This window comes from Stenotrophomonas sp. 63632_Sma, assembly GCF_056482875.1.
Genome location: NZ_CM151220.1, coordinates 4,153,201 through 4,170,163 on the forward strand (window position 1 = coordinate 4,153,201; position 16,963 = coordinate 4,170,163).

Genomic DNA, 16,963 nt, shown 5'->3' on the forward strand with positions numbered 1-16,963 from the left:
GGTTTACCCAGCGTAGGCTTCGCGGTCGGCGCGGCGGGCCGCCCTGATTTCCCGGGAGATGTTCCTAGTCACCGCAGCTGCCTCCTTCAATCCATCGAGATTGAGGGGTGTCGGCGCATGCAGGCGGGGGGCTACGATCGTTCGGACTTTCGGCGACTTGCCGAAACAGTAGAAGAGCCCCGAGCCGGATCCCCCCAAGTCGTCTACCGCGTATCGGATCACCAGGTTGTCTGGATCCAGCCCGCTTGCACAGGCAGCGAGCTGCGCCTCCCTCCCTAGATCCGCAACAATTCCATGATGCTCCACTAGGGATTGCCGATAGCCCCTGGAGTACACCCATAGCGGGTAGGCCCTCCCCCCGGATTGCACCGACACCACGGTGACGAGCGACCCCGCTTGGATCAGGCAGTCCCAAGCCCTCCAGAAGCGGACAATGTTCTCCTCAGAGTCAGACCCGAAGAGACTCGCAACTACCTGGCGCGGAACTTGCCAAGCGTCCTCATCTTTTTCGGAGACGAGCCACAGCTGAAGCGCCCCTACGTCCCCTTGATATCCAAGCTCAAAGTCCTGGCCGGCAGTCCCGGACAGTTCCCAATCTCTGTAGGGCATGGTGTCAGGCGGGCAACCGAACCACTCAGCGTAATCAGTGGACGCATACACGTGCAGCAGCACGATCAAGGCATCTCTGGTGACCGACTCTGGCTCATCCATCAGCAGGAGACGGGCAAGGTGCGACCCGAAATCAGGATGCCGATCGGTGAGCAGGGATGGTAGATAGGCAAATTCATCCCCCCAATGCTCGATCCTGTATTCGTCAGCGTTGGCCTTCTTACATCCGGTCGCGCTTATCAGACCTTGAGGCAACTCGTGGTCCGCCCCGAATGAAAGAAGACGCTTCAGAACCTTCTTTGACCGGAAGTCAGAGCATCCAGTTGTCAGGCGAATCGCTTTCGCGCCCGCAGCTGTGTGCTCACGCTTCGGACCATAGGCGTATGACGCCAGCGTCATATAGCCAGCGAGCAGATCCGGCCCTTCGCTTGCGCTTGCGATGGCCTTTGCCGCACTCATCGATACCTTGAAGTATCCGGACATCTTGAATGATCCCTCGTCCCCCTACGGGTTCGATTCTATTGAAGTTGCGCCCGGGGACAGCCGCCCGCGATGACTTGGTCTAGGGCCTGGCAAAATTCAGTTGCTGGGGCCGCCTAATCAAGTCCCCGGGCCATGCTCTAATCATCCTCTTAGCGAGCGAACCGGCCTATCTGGCTAACTGGTCGGCTGACCACGGCGCACGCACTTCCCTTGGAACTCTCGGCCTTTTCCCATACGCATGGCTACGGCGCCGCTCAGGTCCGAGAAGTGGCCAGAGAGACCCGTGAAAGTGTAAATGGACGTAAGACTGCCGGTAGAGCGAAGCTGGCCAGCGTCGTAAAAGTCATTGGGGATCTCCATCCTCACTGTTCCCGCATCCTTGCTCCATAGCCGGATGATCTGCCCAAACTCGCGCATCTCGGCGTACATGGTCGCGGGCGCTCGATCCCTACCCTCTGCGGAGATTGTCCCTTCGCACACCAGCACGTACTCATCAGAGCCATACCGAGCCAGAAGGAAGCCGGCCAGGCCGAGAGCCACAGATAGCGCAACAACAGAGCCAATGGACCAAGCGAGTGCAGCTAGTAGCGCACGCCAAACCGACCCACGCGGCGACTTCCCGCCATAGAGCCGCCTGTTCTTCTCGTGCTCGGCCTGGACGGCTAGCCAATCGGAATTGCCCATTCAATCTCCTTGATGGGCGGTTGGGAGCACCGGCCGACCACTGGCCGGTGCCGGTCATCACCTCATGCCTTTCACGGCGCCAAGCCAGCCATCAATCTGCTGGCCATTGCGCTTACCCATCTCGTCAGCGAAAACCCTTGCAGCTACGATGGACTGAGCCAAGATATCCTCGAATGCAGGACCATTCTGTCTGGCAATGGCTTCTGCTGCCGCTGTCGCGTAGATGTGGGCGACTAAACTCTGGTCGACCTGATTTTCGATGCTCATCACCATCCCCTTGGCAGCCCCGGCCAATCCAGGGCCTTCGTTCATCCTATCAGGGTCAACCATGCTTCTAAGACCCCAGCACACCTGGACTAGTTGATCAGATCGGTCCTGTGTCGGTATTGGCTATCTACCATGACCATGGCGGTCCGGCCTACGAAGGCCACGACAAGGCCACAGGCACACGCCTCACCGATCTCCCCAGGGCACCCGTCTTCATGCAGGAGATAGTGCCAGTTGATCTTGCCGATCAGGTCTTTCGCCAGGCCGGCGCGGGTGATCAGGTCTACGTAGTCCACCTCCCCCTCTGCCGAAAGGACCTGGGGGGCATCACAAAGCAACATGGAACCGCTCCTGTTAGGGACTCCAAAAACTGGACGTAGGCCTACCTAGGCCGTTCCGCTCGCATCGCGCGCCCGCGTAAAGGCGTCGGAAAACTCGAAGACCCGGCCGGCCCCGCTCGCGTGTGCGTACTGGTCTCGAAATAGGCGGCAACTGCTGGGGAAAGAGGTCCGCAAAGTAGGCGCCCGATGGTGCTGCAAAACTCAATTTTGAGTTTTGCTTGAGAATCAATTACTTGTCTGTTTTTTGAGCCAAAGCCCTGACCCCTCGCCGTCTGCAGGCGATCACCCGACCTTGGCTCAAATTTTCCCGAACTCTGCCGATAGGATCTGCATCGAATCGCATGGATGCAGAAGAATGACCGTACTCACGAAGTTTCTTGGCAAGATTTTTCGCGACGAGAGAAATACCGTAGCCATCCTTCGCCTGCGTCACCTCATCTTGCCCCTTCCTAAGAAGCAGGAGGATCTCGCGGCCAAGGTCGCAGAGCTGGAAACAAAGCTTGCCCAGCTCAGTCAGCAGCTCAACACGCTGACTGGCAAACCGGCTGACGCAGTTGCCCGACGTTCAACCCTGATTCTAGGAGCGATAGCCTTTGTTGTTCTGGCTGGTGTCTTCAGTCTGTCAGTGCTGCCCATGTTCAATCGATCACTTGACAGCGGCCCCATAGCAATGGCTTTTTGTGCGGCCCTCTTTACTGGCTACGGCGCATATGCGGATAGAAATACAGCAGCGCGCCTCCGTCAGGGTGGCCAAGTCTCGGTGGCTGAGATGGGCAGAATCATGGCAACCGGAAGTCTTTTTAATACGATAGCGGTGGTGTTGCTAATCATTTCTTCCGCCTGGCAATTCGCCGCCGGCGGCCCCTTGTTCCCGAAACATAAGGAACAGCCTCAGCCTTCAGTGTCTGCATCGGCATCTGCGCTGACTTCTCCGCAGACTTATCTCCGGTGCTTGCCGCCTCCATCCGGCCTGTAGTCGTGAGCCACGCACATGCAATCGAGGAGTTCGATCCCATCAAGGTCAATGCCGGCTGAGGCAAGGCAAAGCACATCGCCATGGCCCAACATCAGCAACTCACCTCTCTGAGGATTGCGGCCAGATTGCGCAGCAGCGGGCGTTCGCCCCCCTTCCAGGCGTTCCTAGCCGCCTTGGCCTTTCCTTCGACGCTTCGCGGGCCGGTCGCCCGCTCCCACGGTCGCCAGTTCTGGATTGCCTGCGCCTGCCGCTGGCGCCGCTCTGGGGTCCAGCCATTGCGCATCTGAGATCTCCTCCAATAGTTCGTTCGGCCGACTTTTTGTTCCCGCGCGCCCAGCCTCTTCCGGGACCAGCCCGGGACTTTCCGGGGCAAGGTTGTTCACCTGCTGGTGGCCACCGGCAATGTTGGCCTGCTTCACGAACGCCACGGCTCTGGGGTTCTTGATCTCGGCCAAGGTCTCCAGGGTCGAGCGGCACTGGGACTGAGCCTTCAAGGCGAGCCGCATGTACGTCTCGGTGGCCCTAAGATGGCTGCCCATGTTGAGAGCTGCTCGCCGACTCATCTCCAGAAACACCGCATTGAGAGCTATGGCTTGACTGGTGAGAAGTGAGTCCGCCTGCTCGGTTCCTCCCCGCTTAGCTCGCTCCACTGCCTGCTGAGTGGCCCCTACAAGCTCGCCAATCTCCGAACCCTTGGCAAAGCCAGAATGCTGAGCAAACAGAAGCGCCAGGAACGCGTTGCTGTTAACCCCATCTGCCAGTTGCTTGGCATGGAGCTCCTCGTCCGATTGGCCTGGGCGGCGTGTGATCTTCAGCTCGGCGATGCTTGGGTCCATCGGGTACTTCCCCTCACTTGTCTCGTTCAAACTGCTGGATCTATGTGGACGTCGCTGGACGGCCCAACGCGCGCGTACTGGTCTCAAAATCGGTGGTAGTCGGCCTAAGGTCCGCGCCAGCCCACTGGTGTACGATCCGCCCAAACAGGGGAGGACTCATGGACAGACTGTTCCCGACCGCGCTCGCCTTTATGGCCCTCTTGACGGCCACCGGCGTCACCTCCGCCCAGACCTATGAGGGCAACGAGGGGGTCCTGTACGCCTGCGTTCGAGATGGGCTACGGACGTACACCTCTACGCCCCTACCGACTGACAGTGCATGCCGGACCATCAAGTACCGTTGGGTGGACAAGCGCCCTGTACAGCCCGATCCACCTGGGACGTTTATGGGCTACAAGTGCTCCTCAGACTGCAGCGGACACAAGGCAGGTTATGCTTGGGCCTCAGAGCAAGGCACGTCTTCCGTGCAGAACTGCCGAGGGAGCTCCAAGTCGTTCGTGGAAGGCTGCATGGCCTATGTGACATCCAAGACCAAGCGCAACGGCGCCAAGACCAACTGAGGCATCGCTATGGACTGGAAGACCAACAACTACGATCCCCAGAAGAGCTGGGACGCCATGAAGAGCGAGGCCTTCAACCAGCGCTACCCTGAGGGGAAGGCTGGCGGCAGATCCATCGCCTTGGCCGTCGTTGCCGTCCCCCTGGGTCTCGCCGCAGTCGCTGGGCTGGTGTACTCGGTTCTGACCTTCTTCGGCGGCTAACGCTGCACAGCTGCGTCTGCCTTCAAGCGCTGGCCCAGCTCGACGATGCCGTCGTCGTCCTCTTCCCGCCCGATCTGGATCAGCGCGTTAAGCTGTCCCATGACGTCGCTGGTATCTCGCTCTGTATTCCGCGCCAGCCAGCGCACCGCCTTGGGGTTGGTCATCATTCTGGCCAGAAGGTTGTTGGCGCCGGCCAACCCCAACGTCGACGCGGTGACAATAGCTGCCTGCTTCGGCTGCCCTTGCATCAGGCTTTGAGCCGCCATCAGCGTCGTACCGCCTAAAGTGAGCCCGAGAGCTGTCTGCCTGGCTGTACCGGACGGGTTACCGAAAACACCGCTGCCCGATCTGATGGCTCCCGCCATTCGAGCCAGCTTGTCCACGTTCTGCACGTAGTCAGTACCGAACCTGGCATTGCTAAACAGCACCCTCCGCGCCTCCGGACTTACGTCAGCCCAGTTGGTCAGGAAGGAGCTCATAGAGAAGGCGTCCCGGCTCGCGTCCTGCTGCCCCTTGGTTGCCCTGCCCATCTTCTGCAGGAAGGCCGCGGCGACGTCGCCTCTCACACTCGGAGAAAGTGCGTCCATAACTCGCTTGAGCGGAGTAGCACCATTGTTCACCCCCGAGAACATCGCCTGATAGGCGGCCTCTGGACCACCCGCCTTGTCGATCGTTCGCCGGATGCTCTCCAAACGGGCCTGCCTCAAGCGGTAGTAGTTGTTGGCGCGTGCCCAGGCCTTCTTTGCCGCAGGAGTGGTCGCGGCGGCCTCCATGTCCTGGGTGAGCGCCCCGTAAATCTCCTTCCACTTGCTACGGGGCACGGGATCCACCAACGAATTGGTATCGATTTCCCGTCCGACCATGGTCCGAAGCTTGGAGAGCGCTTCATAAGGCAGCTTTCCATCAGCCTGAGATTGCAGATAAGCGTTCACCTGCTGCTCAATGAAGTCATCGCCAAAGCTCGAAGATGCGTATGTAGCCTCCTGCGGGAGACGGCGCTCCACCTCGCGGAGAGGCATCAGCTGAGAATCAATATCCCGGGCACTTGGGATCTGAGCCTCGATTTCGGCACTAGTCGGCATGCTGGAGTCGATGCTCCTGCGAGTCGGGACTCGGCTGGCAATTTCGTCGTCACTCAGGACACGCACAAGCGAGTTACGCGTCTCAGGGAACATCGCTCGTCGGCGGTTCTCAGCCGCAGCAGCTTGCTGCTCCGCACGAAGCTGGAGCTGCAGTTCATCAGCCTGTCTGTACAGCTCGGCCCGCCTGCCTTCTACTGCATCGGTGATTCGTTCGCGAAGACGCTGAGCGTCAGCTTGCAGCTCCTGCCGACGACGACCAATCTCGGAGACCATGTCCTGCCGCTGTTGATTCGTGCCTTGGGCAATCTCTGCCTTACGGATGGCCGCCTGTTCGGTCAAATTGGCACGAAGCTCATCAGCTTGAGCAGCAACCCCCGGCCTGGACAGGGCTCCTTGGATCCCGTCAGTGTCCTTGACGAGTGCGCTCTCAATTCCCTGCAGCTTGGCATTCTGGAAGTACCGCCCTACGTTGGGTGCCCCCTCGATGCTTCCATTGACTCTCTTGAGCGCCTCTTTAGTTTTCGAGACTTCGAACCTGGCAGCAGGGGCGATCTGGCGCCCGACCTCGTCATAGAGACGATCAGATACCGACTTGGTCCGCTCGTAGTACCCCCCGGGTCCATAAATCCCCTGCTGGACGTTGGACCCGACCTGTGTAGGAGTAAGGTCCGCGCCGCCATTGGCAAGACTGTTCGACAGGCGGTCGGTTGCGCCGCGAGCTGCGTTGGCCTGCTGCTCTGCAAGCGCAGCCAGTCGACCCGCACCACCAGGGCTATTGCCAAGATAGGTTTCCATCGCCTTGGCGGTACGGCTACCCGACGCTTGGCCTACGCTCGGGGTAACCCCAGCGGCAGCAAAGTCATCTATCGCAGCCTGCATCGCGCTGGGATCGTTTCCCCGGACAGCCCGCCGAGTGGCGCCGGCGGCAAGCGTCGGCACGGTTCCGGCGGCACTTACACGGCCTGCTGTAGCGAGACTGGCAAGCCCACTTCCTGCCCCCGGCGCCAAACCGCCTGCCAGACCGGCCAACAGCTGATTGCCTTGAGAAGCTCCCGCCTCTCGCGCAACAGAAGAGGCTCCTGAGCCAGTAGCAGCAGACACGGCCTGCAGGGTCGGCTGAGCAGATAGGAAGCTGGCCAGCTGGTTCGTGACCGGGGCCGCTGCGCGACGCCCAAGGTTAGCTAGGGCGTTGATGCCGCCGCCAATGCCAAGCGTCAATCCGGTTCCGGTCAGCGCCTCGCCCACGTCGCCCAGCACGCGGTCGCCAGAAGTCTGAGCTTTCGGCAGGCCAAGCCGGTCAGCCAGAGCGGAGGCTTCCTCACGGTAGGCGCGAGACTCCTGCATTCCCACAGCGCGCGCGATGGGATTGGCCACGTAGTTATTGAAAGCATCGCCACCGACAGCGCCGAGCAAGCCGCCAGCCCCCTGCAGCACCGACCTAGCGCCATAGGCAAGGTCGCGACTAGGGCCGTACCGCCATCCATCCGGTGCGACTCGGCTGCGCTGACCGGTGGACGCCAAAGCTGCAGTGGAGCCCGCAGGTTCCACCAGCTCACCAGAGAATCGTGGTTTGCTCTTAACCGGCGAATCTACCGGGATTCCATCGAAACGGGCCATTGCTTACCTCTTTCGGTAGGTTCGACCATCGTCCGGGTCGATGTAGAGAGAGCCGCTGGGAAGAGCTTTGAAGTCTGCATCCGTCTGAGGGCGCGCAGGGCCAGCGGCCGGCTCGGGACCTCTACTGACGCTGCCAGTGACCCCGGAGAAATCGGCCATTCCCGTGCCGCGTACCGGGTCGTATCCGTACTGGCGTGCGATCTCCTGGTACTTGCGGGTTGTCCCGGTGATTCGCCCTTCCGCATTGGTTGCGAGCTGGGCAGCTTGGTTGAGGAAATCCTGGCGCTGCGTGGGATTCAGCCGCTGGCCACTAATGGCTTTGTTGTAGGCATTACGGACCTGGTCCGGTACGCCCGCCGCGTTCTGCGCATTCGCAAACTCTTGCTCTCGGACAACCGAGCCAGGATCCAGCATTTTCATGAAGGCGAAGATCAGGCTGAGGTCACCCGCCGCGCTAGGTCGACTGGCAGCTGATTGCACATTGCGGTACATGGAGAGGACGCCTTGGTCATCCTTGAGGTTCTGGGTCACTTCCTTCCGCAGACTCTGCTCCCCGCTTGCTACGGCTTGAGGTGATGAGTTGTCTGCTGGCCCACCAGGGATTGGCACTAAGCTGTCGCCCTGGTACGTGTATCCGCTGGGCGCGCTCTGTGGCTTCGGTGGTGTGTAGCCTAGGGCCCCAGTAGGGGAGACACTCCGATCGGGCAGCTGCGCATGGCTACCATCGGGAACGAGACCCCACTCTTCAGGATTCCGTAGGATCGATTCACGCACCGCAGGCTCCGTGACCTGCTCTATATCTACCAGCTCACCATTGGGCGCCCGGAACACAGTTGCACCGGCTGAAGAAGTGCCGGCCGTGGGATTGCCACCTCGCCCACCGGGTAGCGGCGAGAGCTGGCGCGTCCTTGGGTCCCAGACCATCTTGTAGGATCCGTTTCGACCGTCAGGCACATCAATCACATCAGCATTGGTCGGGGCGAAGGGGGCTTCGGCAACCACGTTTCCCGTCGCGTCAAAACGCTTGGACCCTGGCGATAGCGTGAACTGCTCGCCCTGGGCTGTCGGTCGACCAGCGGCAACAGCCAGCACCTGATCGACAATCGGCATGACCGAGGCGGCGTCGAACTCGTCAGGGATCTCGGCGCCGAAACTGCGCTTCAAATACGGAACGGCACTTCGGTAAATACCAGCCTGCATCTGCGGATTGCCCGCGAACTTGGTGAGCGACTTCGCCAAGCCAACGAGCTTGTCTTGCTGTCGATTTCCTTCGGCCTGATAGGACTGCGCAGTCTTCGGATCAAGGGCAAACGCACGATCGGTCGCGGACAAATCTCCCGCGATGACCTTGGGTGCCAGCTGCTGCAACTCTGCCAGCATATTGCGCTGCGTGACTGCCTTTTGGCGCTCAAGACCGTTCTGCATTCCTTGAGCGAAAGAATCATAGAAGGTGGCCATTGGATTCGGGTACTCCGTCTGTAGTCGCCTGGCTGCGAGTGGGAAGGAGCGTCTGGCGCGCCTTCATCGGCAAAAAAAAGAAGGCGGCAGCTCTCGGGGGCTGCCGCCTGGACCCGCCCTTGGGGGGACATGGGGTCCTACTAGATAGGTCGGGATCCGGGTGTTTCTGACTCCCGCGTCCACTGGCGTCCACATGGGTCTACTACTCGCAGGAAGCGCCCATTGCGGCGGCAACTCTCCGGCTGGCGCGGCCCAGCCATTCAAGTAGGCGCCTCTCAGCCGACTGCACCTCGACACGAAACCGCTGCTCTTGGCGGGCGTGGCCCTTGGCGGACTCCCGATAAGACTGCTGCTGGCGGCCGGCCAGCAATCTCCGGACCGCTTCCAGCGAAGCCCAGTCTGGATGTCCGCACGCAGTCATGTGCCGACAGACCAACGGCCATCTTCTCTCGTCACCGATGGCGTACAGCATCAGCCAGGCGCCAAGCGGACCGTCCAGCTGGGCATCCGCTAGAGCGTGCAGCACCAGCCTGCTCTGCCCCCTGACAGGCGCGGCCTTAAACGATCCTTGCGTCTTCCAGCTCCGTAGCTGGCGAGTACGATCAGCCGCAGCCGGCGAGCGCATCAATGCCTTCTGATCAAAATCCAGCACCGATTGGCGATCCTTCGGGTTGAACCTATCCAGCACTTGCTTACGGGCCGCCGCCTGCGTCGGCAGGTACTTAGTTGCGGCCTGCTCAATCGAGTGCACCCGATGGATAGGCAGGTACGCACAGTCATCCGAGCAGGACTCCTCGCTTGAGCGCGGCCTCGGCGCATGCCGGACAGCGTGCTGTGTGGGCGCCCCGAAGCCAAACGCACCAGCGACGCTCCTCACCACCAAGTCGACTGCCTCGTTCTCCAGCAGCACCATCTCCAAGTACCGCTCATGGTCTCGAGATGCCATGGGCGGCCTCCCAGTGCGACCAGTCCGGCAGACGGACTACTCCGCCTGGCGAACCGGTTCGCGCTTCTACTTGGAGGCGTCCAGAAACGACCGCCGTGGCCTGAAGCCCTAAAGCCAATGCCTTGAAGCAAGAAGAGCGCGCTCCGCTTGGTATATATCTAGAAGGGTGTACACATAGCGACCTCGAAGGGGTGTGGATAACCGCCTGACTGGCCTGCATTGCGACCTCGTAGGTCTCTATGCGGGCCAACTCATAGCGGGATTGGCCTGCATAGCGACCTAGTTGGCCTACATAGCGACTACCCATTGCGATTCCTCCACAGGTTCAGTGGAGTTACGGTCGGTGGCTCAAGGTGCTTTTCGGACTCATCGACGGCGTAATAGGTCAGCGCGTACAGGCTGCACATGTTCTTGCCACCTTTGCGCGTCTCGATGATCCAGCCTGCGGAGAGGAGCTCAAGCTTGGCGCCGTGCACGGTCGCCTTGCTCCTCCAACCACGGGTCGAGAGCATCGACCAGGGGATGCTCAAATCGCCGTTTTTGCCAGGCCTGTATTGCCGGGCCAGTTCCAGCAGCAGCTTTACGGCGTTACCAGATAGCTGGCCGAACTCCGGCGAGTCGGAAATCCTGTGCTCAAGCATCAGGAACGGCGCGCCCTTCGACCGCCCTACGAGCTTCTGGCGCCGCCTGTCAGTGTTCTTCTTGGGTTGCGCCTGGCCATAGCTTGCGCCGCCCTCTGGAGACCGCTGGGCGCGGTCTTGGCTTGTACTGTGCATGTGCCCCCCAAGGGCAAGGAACACGGCCTCAGCCGCGCTTAGGACGTTTGGCTCTACAGGTCGTCCCTGCATCCACGTGACGCCAAGTCTTCTTCTTGCGGATGCACCTGATAGTTGAACTATTCACGCCGTAGCGGCGCGCCCAAACCTTGGTTGGAACGATTCCCACCGTGCGCAGGACCGCTTCCACCTCTGCAACGCTGAGCTTGCACTGGGAGGAGGGGCTGCCGAATTTGGCTATGTTCCGTGCTCGTTGAAGTCGGCGATTCTCCGAACCAGTCACCAATTGCAGGTTGTCCAGCCTGTTGTTCGACGAATCACCATCGAGGTGGTCCACCTCCATCCTCTTGGGTACAGGACCGTGGACGGCCTCCCACACGAGCCTGTGGGCATACCAGGTTGTGCAGGAACCACCTGCCCGGCGATGAATGACCCTGATGTACCCGTCACGGTATCTCCGGCCTACTGTCCGCCCGCAGGCGCTCCATAGCTCCCCAGTACTCGGCGAGACGAGGAGACCGCTGGCGCAATGCAATATCCTGTCAGTCGCGCTAGGAAGCATTGGGGGCCTCCCAACCGATCCGCTGAGAGCTGCACCAAGTGGCTGCATGCTGCTCAAGGAGAGGCTTGCGATCACGATATGGCTTGCCCTGCCCGATCCACACCGCGTTCTGCATCCTGAGCTCTTGCTGCAGCTTGAGCTGGTCTGTGGAAAGCGAGTCCTCACAGACACTGCCAAAGACCCCAGTGATGCAGTGATTCACGAGTCGATGCTCGGTGGCGTAGTCGTAACCCTTCGGGTCCCTGCCCAGCCCAACCAGGGTGTCGTGCAGGATCCGGCACATTACGGTGCCTGCGACACGCTTTGCCATTGCCGCATCCTGCCTCGTGCCATTTGAGAGGAATGCCGCTGCGAGAACGTCAGCCGCCTGCTCTTGGAACAGCACCACGCGCTCCCGAATGGCAGCCTTCACCTTGTTAGGGTTCACTGTGGCCAGCCAGAACGGGAGCCTAGACAGGGGCAATGCCTGCATCTGGCGACCTTTGCCATCGCCAGCAACCATCCCCCTTAAGGTAGACAGTTGTCGAGCCAGGACGGGGTGAGATTTCAGCTTCTCGAGCTGCTTGGACCAATCCAGACCCATGCCTTCCACGATGGGCCGCATGGCGACAAAGGGTTGTCCCTGATGGAGACGGCCGGTGAGTTCGGCACCGTGGAACTCGACGTGGACGATTCCAGTAGCCATCAGGCCGCCCTCCCCTCTTCGCAACGGGAGTCGATCCAGCACCGCACCGCCTCCGAGTCCCACGCAGACAAGCGGGCAGCTACTCGGATAGGTCTGGGGAACCGGCCATCCTTCGCCATCTTGTAGATGAGAGAGCGGGACATGCCGCAAGCCGCGATTACCTCGGGCAGGCGCATTAGGGTTCGGCCCTGAGCGGCCACGCGCCCAAGCCGGATAGCATCGGAGGTCATACCGAGGTCTCCTTATGCTGAGCCCAAACCCGGCGGGCCGTGTCCGGCACCCGGTACTCAGTGAGGGAGTAAGCGCCGTAGCTGTCACGCCTCCGAACGCTGACAGCGAGAAGGAGCCCGCGCTCGATCAGGCCCCAGGCATCCTTACGGCCCGGCTTGGTCTCGGCATGGGGGTGGTCTACGGTCCAGCCACCGAGGTCCAGCAGACGTCGCTGATCTGGGCTCAGATCGGAGAAGTCGAATCCGCTCATCGCACGGCCTCCAGTCTGGAGGACAGCACACGCTGGAGATCGACCTCAGGGATCAGGGATCGAGTTCCAATTTTGACCGAGCGGATCTCGCCCGCTTTGATCAACTCGTAGAGGGTCGTCCGGCTGACGCTGAGCCGGCGGCACGCGTCGGGGATTCGGTGGAGCAGGGGGTCGAGAGCGTTCGTGGAAATGACCATTGTCCGTACCTGTTAGATGGGTACGAACCGGCGTCCGCACCCGCCCGGCTGTGTCCGGGCGGATGTAAAACTATGCACATAGCGCTTGCACTAGAAGGGCCAAATAAGGCCCTCATTCTTGTCCGGGCCATCGATGCTTACCGAAATTTCCGGAAAAACTCAGTCGCTAAAATCTTCCGACTTTTCGTCTTCCCGGGCTGCCTGCGCAGCAAGAGCATCAATTGTCTCCAGCGACGCCCAGGCCTTGGCGTTTGGCAGGAAAGTCTTGCGGACGTCATCTACTTCCACTCGTCTCATTGGTGGGAATGCCGCTTCACAAAGGTCCCCGTAGGTGATCCTCGCACCGGTGAGTTCCTTCCACTTGTTCAGCACGAGCAGCGGGACGTACGCGTTGCGCACCCACCTTTTGAAATCAGTGTCCGTAAATGACTTCTTCGCAGCCTGATGCCCTTGAAGAGCGCGCATCGCCTGAAGCCACCGGTCGAAGTCCTTTCGGAGTATTTCGTCAGGAGCTCGCATGTTGACAGAGAGCGTTCTACGCCTGGGCAGCCCGACACCAGAACCTGAAGCTTCCCTTGAATCTCGCAACGAAACGAAGAAAGGCGTGTTGGCAAATTCATCTAGAGATTCCATTGCCTTAAGTGCTTTCCTCGATTCTTTGAATTCCCTCTTCGATTCAAGCTCAACCGCCGTCCTAATGCCGGCCAACAATTCAGGGCCATTCCTGATGTGTTCGAGCGTTGCACCCATATGCGCAACTGTCCAGTTGCTCAATGACTGTACGCTGCCAAAGTTAAAGGCATCCTTGTCGACGGCATAGTCCTGCTTCTTCCAATCGGCCCATCCCATGCCCTCGTCCTCTTGGAAGCTTATGAAGGTCGCCTCAAGCTCCCCCAGACTAACCCCGGCGTCTTCATCGTCAATTCGATAGAACTCTGGAATTTCATCAAGCAGCTGGCGAAGTCCACTGACTACAGTGAGCCAGCCATTGGCGTCCAAACCAGACAAGCGGTCGTATGCATCAAGATTGAACCAGTCGGGAATTCGGCTGGCGGGTTTGGGACGGGCCATGTAGTTGTTCCTCAATTCAAGCTGCCTCTTACTGAGGCCTTGCGTCCAGGGATGACAATTCGAAAGCAGGATGGTCGGACCTATCAGGGATCAGACATTGCACTGGAACCATGCGTCTACCGGCGTACTCCTCAAGGGTGACCGATGCCAAGTCGCTGAGAGCACCCTCCAATTGCTCCATGGTGTAGTCAGCCCCCCTCTTGGATCCAAGGCCTCGCATCAGAACCTCCCTCAGCGGTGATCCAGACCCAAAGAATCCATCGACAACGCCTCGCTGAGCGCTGTCCAGACTCCCCCCGTAGGCCTCAACTGCCGAGCAGACAATATCGGCCAGGTGGGCACTCTTGCTAGTGCGTGGGTCTGCTGCAGCCTCCTGGAGAGCTTGGAGGAACGCGATGCAACAGACCCGCCCCACCTCTCGGCCCATCAGATGCCCACGGGCTTCCGGCATCCGCCAGTAGTCCCCAACCTTGGCATGGCTCTGGCGGTAGAAGGGCAAGCGATGGATGGGGTTTGCACGGTTCCGATTGAATCGGACCGGCCGCCTGAACCTACTTGCATTACTGGCCATGGTTGCCCTCCTGGCTATCTGTGAAGCGCTTCATGATGGTGGCAACGTCCTTCTCCCATTGGTGCATCCATGCCTTTGCCCTTCGCCGCGCGGTCGAAACTGAAATAGGGCGTCCGGCCTGTGCGGCCTCCTGCAGCATCCGCTCTGAGATACGCGTCAAGTTATCCAGATCAGCTTGGCGGTCTTTGGCAGCCAAGGCTCTGTCCCTCGTCTTCTGCTGGCGACGCAATCGACTTTCAGCCCTCTCAGCCGCTGCTTCCGTGGCTAGTCTGTCTCTCTCGAGGACAGACTTAGGAAACGCGAGTGGGAGCATCCGATCCGTGTCCGAGATAGCGGTCGCATACCAATGAACGCCGTGTCGGTGGTGATACAGCGGCTCCCTGAAGAGGTCTGGCCATCCAAGCTCAAATGGTTCTTCATCCAGCGGATGCCAACCTAGCTCCCTGCCACGAGTGAGGAGCCTGGCTGCAGAAACGGACTCAACAATCACTTCACCGCGCTCGCCGTGATAGCAAAGCCGGAACTTGTGGTCGATTCGAGCAGCAAGCCAGTCTATGCTGCAGAGCTGATGTCCGATCAAAGTTCGGATCGGTACGCCAGCTTCAAGCAGCGCCTCAATACGGACTTCGAGTACATCCTTTTCCTGCGTAGCCCTCGCTACAGTCGAGCTGAGCATCACAGCACCTCCTGCATCGCGTTTCCTGCAGCAGAAGCCCGCTCGCGGATCATGCTGATGGCAGCAGCTATCGGAGCCGGGAAATCGGCCTCGAACATCGATTGCTCGTTGAAGAGCAGTTGGCAGATCCCCTCAATGTCACCCATGGCAAGGCTTGCTGAGTTCAGCGCCTGGAAAAGGGCATCTTCCCTGCTCAGGGGCGCCGACTCGCCTTGATTGCGCTTAGCCATTGGAGCGCCCCCAGAATTGGAGGGCCAGTGCGGCGGCGAAAAGTGCGAGGCAGACTCGGTAGGTATTGAGGTCGTCGTTGGCGCTGAACCAGCTGTGGCAAGCGCGGACTATCCTGATGGCCAGTACGGCCTGAGATGTGGGCCGGTTTTCGGCCGAGCGCGCCCGTTCAGGCGCAACAAGTACAATGCTGCAATCCATGATCGACTCTCCAATAGTCGGTTGTGGTAGGCCGAGCTAGGGGTTCCAGCCCCTTTCTCGGCCGCTTTGTTTATGCGGCTGTGCTTCTTTGTTCGGCCCTCCTCAAAGGCCTATCTCCGGTGGTTAGGCGCGCTTAGCTTTGAAGGCCAGCACGTTCGGTTCTGTAACGCGCAGCTGGTCGAGATAGTCAGACCAGGCCTGCATCATCTTCCGGCGTTCCGGCAGGTGGGTTGCCCGGTTGTAGGCCCGCCCAAGCGGATCCTTTACGGCATGCGCCAACTGATGCTCGATGTAGTCCGGGCGATAGCCAAGCACTTCATCCAGCACCGTTCTTGCCATCGCTCGGAAGCCATGGCCCACCATCGTGTCTGAGTCGAATCCAAGGTTTCGCAGCGCCGCGTTCAGAGTGTTCTCGCTCATAGGTTTCTGAGCACTACGGACACCCGGGAACACGAACTCGCTGCGTTTGGTGTAGGGATACAAGTCCCTCAGCACTTCCACTGCTTGGCTCGAGAGCGGAACGATGTGCGGAGTCTTGGTCTTGCTGGTGACGTAGCGCCACTCTGCCGCATCAAGGTCGATGTCGGCCCACTTCGCCTGCCTCAGCTCCCCGGGACGGACAAATAGCATCGGGGCTAGCTTTAGCGCGGCCTGTGTGACCAGTGCCCCCTGGTAGCCCCACAGCGCACGCAGAAGACCACCTATAACGGCAGGGTCGGTCACGCTGGCAAAGTGCTTGGTCTGAGGCTGCTCAAGCGCTCCTGTGAGGTCCTGAGCGGGATTCCGGTCAGCACGACCCGTAGCGATGGCGTAGCGGAAGATTCGGCCGGCGTGGGCTCTCGCCCGATGGGCAGTCTCGACTACGCCTCGCTGTTCCAGCTTCCTAAGCGCAGCCAGCAGAACCGGAGCAGTGATGTCTCCAACCGGAAGATCCGCCAACCCAGCCAGGTCCTTCTCGATCAGCCGACGCTCGCGCACGACGGATCCAGGGGAAAGGCCCTCCTTCGTTCGCTTGGCGAGCAATTCCAAGCCGATGGCTCCGAAGGTGTTTGCGGCCCGTTCTCCTTGGACTGCCTTTTCGACCTTGGCCACTTGAGCGGGATTAGCCCCGCCGCGCAGGAGCGAGCGCAGACGGTCGCGTTCGACGCGGGCAGCCTGCAGCGACATCGACGGGTACTCATCGAGCGTCACGATGCTGGCCTTTCCCAGATAGCGGTAACGGTAGCGCCACACCTTGGCTCCCGAGGGGCGCACTTCAATGCACAAGCCGTTGGCATCAGCCACACGGAAGGGGCTGGCCTTCGGCTTGAGCGAGCGCAACTTGGTGTCGGTCAGCATGTGAGTCGAGCGCCTGTGAGTCGTCCAGGGGCGTCTAGCCCGCTGACACACAGCCTGACTCACTTTTTTTGTGGATGCAAGTGGATGCCGCTGGACGGCTATGGATGCGTCGTAGCG

19 protein-coding genes are annotated in these 16,963 nt (G+C 60.2%); 2 read left to right on the top strand and 17 right to left on the bottom strand.

What is annotated here, in order from left to right; genetic code table 11:
* Positions 1-3: 3 nt before the first annotated feature.
* The 3 genes from ACZK45_RS19280 to ACZK45_RS19290 form a co-directional block, all read right to left on the bottom strand.
* On the bottom strand, positions 4-1,092 hold the full coding sequence (locus ACZK45_RS19280; RefSeq protein WP_478445093.1) for a hypothetical protein: 1,089 nt from the start codon (positions 1,090-1,092) through the stop codon (positions 4-6).
* 741 nt (positions 1,093-1,833) lie between these two features.
* Positions 1,834-2,043 (bottom strand): hypothetical protein, encoded by a 210-nt coding sequence (locus ACZK45_RS19285; RefSeq protein ID WP_478445094.1) that lies wholly within the window; start codon positions 2,041-2,043, stop codon positions 1,834-1,836.
* A gap of 89 nt (positions 2,044-2,132) precedes the next feature.
* Positions 2,133-2,384 carry a hypothetical protein gene (locus ACZK45_RS19290; RefSeq protein WP_447906918.1) on the bottom strand — a complete coding sequence of 84 codons (252 nt, stop codon included), beginning with the start codon at positions 2,382-2,384 and terminating at the stop codon, positions 2,133-2,135.
* A gap of 355 nt (positions 2,385-2,739) precedes the next feature.
* Here ACZK45_RS19290 and ACZK45_RS19295 point away from each other — a divergent pair, with 355 nt between their 5' ends.
* Positions 2,740-3,360, top strand: a complete 621-nt coding sequence (locus ACZK45_RS19295; protein WP_401740948.1) for a hypothetical protein — start codon at positions 2,740-2,742, stop codon at positions 3,358-3,360.
* Positions 3,361-3,524: 164 nt separating this feature from the next.
* Here the strand turns inward: ACZK45_RS19295 and ACZK45_RS19300 are convergent, their stop codons facing one another.
* Complete coding sequence (locus ACZK45_RS19300) at positions 3,525-4,196, bottom strand: hypothetical protein (protein WP_401740945.1); 672 nt, start codon at positions 4,194-4,196, stop codon at positions 3,525-3,527.
* Between the two features lie 569 nt (positions 4,197-4,765).
* Between ACZK45_RS19300 and ACZK45_RS19305 the strand changes: the two genes are divergently transcribed.
* The gene (locus tag ACZK45_RS19305) at positions 4,766-4,957 is read left to right on the top strand and encodes a hypothetical protein (RefSeq protein WP_401740943.1); all 192 of its coding nucleotides are present in this window, start codon (positions 4,766-4,768) and stop codon (positions 4,955-4,957) included.
* Here ACZK45_RS19305 and ACZK45_RS19310 read toward each other — a convergent pair.
* From ACZK45_RS19310 to ACZK45_RS19370, 13 genes are all read right to left on the bottom strand, one after another.
* Positions 4,954-7,656: a hypothetical protein gene (locus ACZK45_RS19310; protein WP_478445095.1), complete on the bottom strand. Its 2,703-nt coding sequence runs from the start codon at positions 7,654-7,656 to the stop codon at positions 4,954-4,956. The two genes, ACZK45_RS19305 and ACZK45_RS19310, sit on opposite strands and share 4 nt — an antisense overlap.
* Before the next feature lie 3 nt (positions 7,657-7,659).
* On the bottom strand, positions 7,660-9,114 hold the full coding sequence (locus ACZK45_RS19315) for a hypothetical protein (protein ID WP_401740938.1): 1,455 nt from the start codon (positions 9,112-9,114) through the stop codon (positions 7,660-7,662).
* A gap of 202 nt (positions 9,115-9,316) precedes the next feature.
* On the bottom strand, positions 9,317-10,033 hold the full coding sequence (locus ACZK45_RS19320; protein WP_401740935.1) for a hypothetical protein: 717 nt from the start codon (positions 10,031-10,033) through the stop codon (positions 9,317-9,319).
* Positions 10,034-10,359: 326 nt separating this feature from the next.
* Positions 10,360-10,860: a hypothetical protein gene (locus tag ACZK45_RS19325; protein ID WP_478445096.1), complete on the bottom strand. Its 501-nt coding sequence runs from the start codon at positions 10,858-10,860 to the stop codon at positions 10,360-10,362.
* Between the two features lie 4 nt (positions 10,861-10,864).
* Positions 10,865-11,446 carry an HNH endonuclease signature motif containing protein gene (locus ACZK45_RS19330; protein WP_081352269.1) on the bottom strand — a complete coding sequence of 194 codons (582 nt, stop codon included), beginning with the start codon at positions 11,444-11,446 and terminating at the stop codon, positions 10,865-10,867.
* Positions 11,388-12,083, bottom strand: coding sequence for a phage antirepressor N-terminal domain-containing protein (locus tag ACZK45_RS19335; protein WP_401740929.1), 696 nt, complete (start codon positions 12,081-12,083; stop codon positions 11,388-11,390). The genes ACZK45_RS19330 and ACZK45_RS19335 overlap by 59 nt, the downstream gene beginning before the upstream one ends.
* On the bottom strand, positions 12,083-12,313 hold the full coding sequence (locus tag ACZK45_RS19340) for a helix-turn-helix transcriptional regulator (RefSeq protein WP_164115661.1): 231 nt from the start codon (positions 12,311-12,313) through the stop codon (positions 12,083-12,085). The genes ACZK45_RS19335 and ACZK45_RS19340 overlap by 1 nt, the downstream gene beginning before the upstream one ends.
* Positions 12,310-12,564, bottom strand: a complete 255-nt coding sequence (locus ACZK45_RS19345) for a hypothetical protein (RefSeq protein ID WP_478445097.1) — start codon at positions 12,562-12,564, stop codon at positions 12,310-12,312. Before ACZK45_RS19345 ends, ACZK45_RS19340 begins: the two co-directional genes overlap by 4 nt.
* Positions 12,561-12,761 carry a helix-turn-helix transcriptional regulator gene (locus ACZK45_RS19350; RefSeq protein ID WP_019338908.1) on the bottom strand — a complete coding sequence of 67 codons (201 nt, stop codon included), beginning with the start codon at positions 12,759-12,761 and terminating at the stop codon, positions 12,561-12,563. The genes ACZK45_RS19345 and ACZK45_RS19350 overlap by 4 nt, the downstream gene beginning before the upstream one ends.
* Positions 12,762-12,920: 159 nt before the next feature.
* Entirely contained in the window at positions 12,921-13,832 is a 912-nt protein-coding gene (locus tag ACZK45_RS19355; RefSeq protein ID WP_180847081.1) for a DUF6387 family protein, read from the bottom strand.
* Positions 13,833-14,392: 560 nt separating this feature from the next.
* The gene (locus ACZK45_RS19360) at positions 14,393-15,079 is read right to left on the bottom strand and encodes a hypothetical protein (RefSeq protein ID WP_401740923.1); all 687 of its coding nucleotides are present in this window, start codon (positions 15,077-15,079) and stop codon (positions 14,393-14,395) included.
* Positions 15,079-15,309, bottom strand: coding sequence for a hypothetical protein (locus ACZK45_RS19365; RefSeq protein WP_180847077.1), 231 nt, complete (start codon positions 15,307-15,309; stop codon positions 15,079-15,081). Before ACZK45_RS19365 ends, ACZK45_RS19360 begins: the two co-directional genes overlap by 1 nt.
* Before the next feature lie 322 nt (positions 15,310-15,631).
* Positions 15,632-16,846 carry a tyrosine-type recombinase/integrase gene (locus ACZK45_RS19370; protein WP_478445098.1) on the bottom strand — a complete coding sequence of 405 codons (1,215 nt, stop codon included), beginning with the start codon at positions 16,844-16,846 and terminating at the stop codon, positions 15,632-15,634.
* Positions 16,847-16,963: the final 117 nt, after the last annotated feature.

Excerpts from the sequence above, each read along its gene's own strand:
- ACZK45_RS19280 (WP_478445093.1), bottom strand. The coding sequence starts at position 1,092 with ATGTCCGGATACTTCAAGGTATCGATGAGTGCGGCAAAGGCCATCGCA.
- ACZK45_RS19285 (WP_478445094.1), bottom strand. The coding sequence starts at position 2,043 with ATGAGCATCGAAAATCAGGTCGACCAGAGTTTAGTCGCCCACATCTAC.
- ACZK45_RS19290 (WP_447906918.1), bottom strand. The coding sequence starts at position 2,384 with ATGTTGCTTTGTGATGCCCCCCAGGTCCTTTCGGCAGAGGGGGAGGTG.
- ACZK45_RS19295 (WP_401740948.1), top strand. The coding sequence starts at position 2,740 with ATGACCGTACTCACGAAGTTTCTTGGCAAGATTTTTCGCGACGAGAGA.
- ACZK45_RS19300 (WP_401740945.1), bottom strand. The coding sequence starts at position 4,196 with ATGGACCCAAGCATCGCCGAGCTGAAGATCACACGCCGCCCAGGCCAA.
- ACZK45_RS19305 (WP_401740943.1), top strand. The coding sequence starts at position 4,766 with ATGGACTGGAAGACCAACAACTACGATCCCCAGAAGAGCTGGGACGCC.
- ACZK45_RS19310 (WP_478445095.1), bottom strand. The coding sequence starts at position 7,656 with ATGGCCCGTTTCGATGGAATCCCGGTAGATTCGCCGGTTAAGAGCAAA.
- ACZK45_RS19315 (WP_401740938.1), bottom strand. The coding sequence starts at position 9,114 with ATGGCCACCTTCTATGATTCTTTCGCTCAAGGAATGCAGAACGGTCTT.
- ACZK45_RS19330 (WP_081352269.1), bottom strand. The coding sequence starts at position 11,446 with ATGCAGCCACTTGGTGCAGCTCTCAGCGGATCGGTTGGGAGGCCCCCA.
- ACZK45_RS19335 (WP_401740929.1), bottom strand. The coding sequence starts at position 12,083 with ATGGCTACTGGAATCGTCCACGTCGAGTTCCACGGTGCCGAACTCACC.
- ACZK45_RS19340 (WP_164115661.1), bottom strand. The coding sequence starts at position 12,313 with ATGACCTCCGATGCTATCCGGCTTGGGCGCGTGGCCGCTCAGGGCCGA.
- ACZK45_RS19345 (WP_478445097.1), bottom strand. The coding sequence starts at position 12,564 with ATGAGCGGATTCGACTTCTCCGATCTGAGCCCAGATCAGCGACGTCTG.
- ACZK45_RS19350 (WP_019338908.1), bottom strand. The coding sequence starts at position 12,761 with ATGGTCATTTCCACGAACGCTCTCGACCCCCTGCTCCACCGAATCCCC.
- ACZK45_RS19355 (WP_180847081.1), bottom strand. The coding sequence starts at position 13,832 with ATGGCCCGTCCCAAACCCGCCAGCCGAATTCCCGACTGGTTCAATCTT.
- ACZK45_RS19360 (WP_401740923.1), bottom strand. The coding sequence starts at position 15,079 with ATGCTCAGCTCGACTGTAGCGAGGGCTACGCAGGAAAAGGATGTACTC.
- ACZK45_RS19365 (WP_180847077.1), bottom strand. The coding sequence starts at position 15,309 with ATGGCTAAGCGCAATCAAGGCGAGTCGGCGCCCCTGAGCAGGGAAGAT.
- ACZK45_RS19370 (WP_478445098.1), bottom strand. The coding sequence starts at position 16,846 with ATGCTGACCGACACCAAGTTGCGCTCGCTCAAGCCGAAGGCCAGCCCC.